The organism is Microcystis sp. M53598_WE2 (assembly GCF_030067735.1).
In the GTDB taxonomy this organism is placed as follows: domain Bacteria; phylum Cyanobacteriota; class Cyanobacteriia; order Cyanobacteriales; family Microcystaceae; genus Microcystis; species Microcystis aeruginosa.
The window spans coordinates 1-2671 of the sequence record NZ_JASJFE010000820.1; the positions used below are offsets into that span (position 1 = coordinate 1).

Annotated in this window: 4 protein-coding genes; 1 reads left to right on the forward strand and 3 read right to left on the reverse strand. The window is 37.2% G+C overall.

Annotated features, from left to right (window positions below):
• The 3 genes from PX636_RS16635 to PX636_RS16645 form a co-directional block, all read right to left on the reverse strand.
• On the reverse strand, nt 1-568 hold a 568-nt coding region (locus PX636_RS16635; protein WP_288117903.1), incomplete at its 3' end, for a Uma2 family endonuclease.
• Nucleotides 569-646: 78 nt separating this feature from the next.
• The gene (locus PX636_RS16640; protein ID WP_164517016.1) at nt 647-787 is read right to left on the reverse strand and encodes a hypothetical protein; all 141 of its coding nucleotides are present in this window, start codon (nt 785-787) and stop codon (nt 647-649) included.
• Nucleotides 788-970: 183 nt separating this feature from the next.
• Nucleotides 971-1474, reverse strand: a complete 504-nt coding sequence (locus tag PX636_RS16645; protein ID WP_288117899.1) for a hypothetical protein — start codon at nt 1472-1474, stop codon at nt 971-973.
• A gap of 201 nt (nt 1475-1675) precedes the next feature.
• Here PX636_RS16645 and PX636_RS16650 point away from each other — a divergent pair.
• Nucleotides 1676-2671: helix-turn-helix domain-containing protein (locus PX636_RS16650; protein ID WP_288117901.1), on the forward strand; the 996-nt coding region annotated here is incomplete at its 3' end.

Consider the following 2671-nt stretch of genomic DNA (forward strand, 5'->3'; position numbering starts at 1 on the left):
AAGTCTGGGAGATCAGGCGATCACTGTCTCGAAATTGCCGAATTTGATATTCTTCCTCAACTAAGCAACAAACAGAGATTGTCGGTTGTTTAGGAGTGCCGAGAAAATTACGTCCACCCAAGGCTGCATAATCTACAATCCAATATTCAGGAATACCCATTTCTTCATAATCAGCAAATTTTAAGTAGTAATCATCACGCCAGTTAGTCGATACCACTTCAATGATCAGAGGGATAGATGCACCATCCCTAAGGATTGATTCTTTTTTCCATAATTTTTCCTGAGCGAGCTTGGTTCGATTTAGCACTAATACATCGGGAAAATAACCAGAATTTTTACCAGCAGGTCTGACAATCGCTTGGTTAGGAATTAAATAAGGAAGCCCTAGTCTATCAATTATTCCACTGAGTTTAACAGTTAAAAATCCTTTGATTTCCTCGTGTTCTCCTGCGGGTTGTGCCATTTCAATAATATTTCCCTTGTGTAGCTCATAACGCACTCCCGAATTTTCAGGCAGCCAAAGGACGAATTCCTCGAAATTAACAGTTTTAGGTAAAGTTTGGCTCATAGCTGGCAAAATAGCATTCTCTCTCTACTAACTTCCTTAGCTCTATTTTACCTTGAAGTAAGGTGGGCATTGCCCACCCTACAAACTCTCGACACAATCTGCGATCGCACTATCGCTGCCAAAAACGATGAGGACGAAACCAAAAATATAATTGGTAACGACGGCGAGGTTCATAAAAGGAGTCAGTTGCCAGTTAGTTTTTAGATCTCCATTTGGCAATATTACACCCTCATAAAATTCTTTACCACCGGAGCCGCCTAGTAAGTTTATAAAGAGGTCTCCTTGATTAACGCTGAATGTTCCAGCAATTCCTGATGATGAAGTTGATCTCGGCGGCTTAGATGTGTAGTTATAGCGCTTTTCACGTTACTGAGGTATCGACAAGTTTTGCCAACAAAGGGTTTAAGCCCCTTGCCCATGGCTCATTCTGATGAAAAATGCTATGATTGCTTTGAGCGCATAGAGACAAGTGCTAATATTAGGAACAACAGCTTCGGAAATTTCCGATCCTCCTGGATAATAAATATAGCTATCGGAAATTTCCAATCCCTCTGGATAATTTGTCGGGGGAACGGCGAACGTAGTGATTTCCCTGGCAACAGCTTCGGAAATTTCCGATCCTCCTGGATAATAGATATAGCTATCGGAAATTTCCAATCCCTCTGGATAATTTGTCGGGGGAACGGCGAACGTAGTGATTTCCCTGGCAAGGGCTTCGGAAATTTCTGATTCTCCTGGATAATAGATATAGCTATCGGAAATTTCCAATCCCCCTGGATAATAGGTATAGCTAAATGTGTTATATTTTGGGTCATCAGAAAATGCCGGGGGACGTAATTGCGGAATTTCTCCACCCAATACCGCAGACCCAGAGCAATCTTCAAGTGGCATATATTGTTTAGCCATCGAAATCTCCTTAGTAATTGATAACGGAAAAAACTGAGAGATTTAGCTGGAATTACACTGATGGACAAAATTAACAAACCAACTCTGCTTTAACTCATACTACTCAGTCTTCTATGCTAAGATGATCCAAAAAACGCAAGTTTTTAAATTGATGGGCAAAAAAATTTTAACTTTACTCAATAACCAAATAGTTATATATAGATGTTTATTTTTGACAATAAAACCAATATTTTAATTAATTCTCAGGAATTAACCTTTAAAAGTGAATATGTTTGTGACTTTTCTCGCTATTTTCAGAATCGAGAATTTCTCAACGTAGATGCTTTACAACTCAGTGGTGATCATTTTGAAGGGTATCTTTCAAGGATCATCATCGATGAAGTGATGTTAGAATTATCGCAACGTAATTGTTTAACGAATGTTGCGGGAGTAATCCATTCTAAAATGTGGGTTTTTGCGATTCCTGTTCAGGTGAATTCTGTCTTCTTCCAAAATTTGTATCCATTAGAAAATAACTATCTGGGGATTATCCCCCCTAAATCAGAAATTTCCGTTTTTCAACATCCTTTTTCTAATCGTTTTCAGCTTTACGTTCATGATAAGTATCTGCAACAATTGTGCCAAACTTTAGAGCTACCAGAAGCGAAAAAGTTTTTAAATTCTTCCGCTTCTTCTATTGTGATTTGCCCATCGGAAAAAATTCGTCATCTCCAACAATCTTGTCATCAACTTTATCAAATGCTATTTAATTTAGATCGTCAACAAATATCTGGGCAAAGAAAAGCATTAAGATTAAATTTTGTCAAGCAAAAATTAAAAGAAGAAATTGTCAAAGATTTTCTTTTGACTTTAGCAGTAACCAAAGATATTAAAACTCCTAAAAACACTATCAGACGCACCTCTATTCTCAAAAAAGCAGAAGAAATGATGAGAAAAAATATGCGTTCTGATCTGACTATTCCAGCGATTTGTCAAGACTTAAAAGTAAGTCAACGCACCTTAGAATATATATTTAAAGACTTCTATCAAATGTCTCCTTACAATTATTTTAAATTGCTTCGTCTTAATGCTCTACATCAATCTCTTAACCAAAATAATCAGACAAAATTAATTTATGAAATTGCTGAAGAATTAGGTTTTTTTCACCGAGGATATCTGGCCTCTGATTATAAAAAACTGTTTGGTTACTTCCCCTCT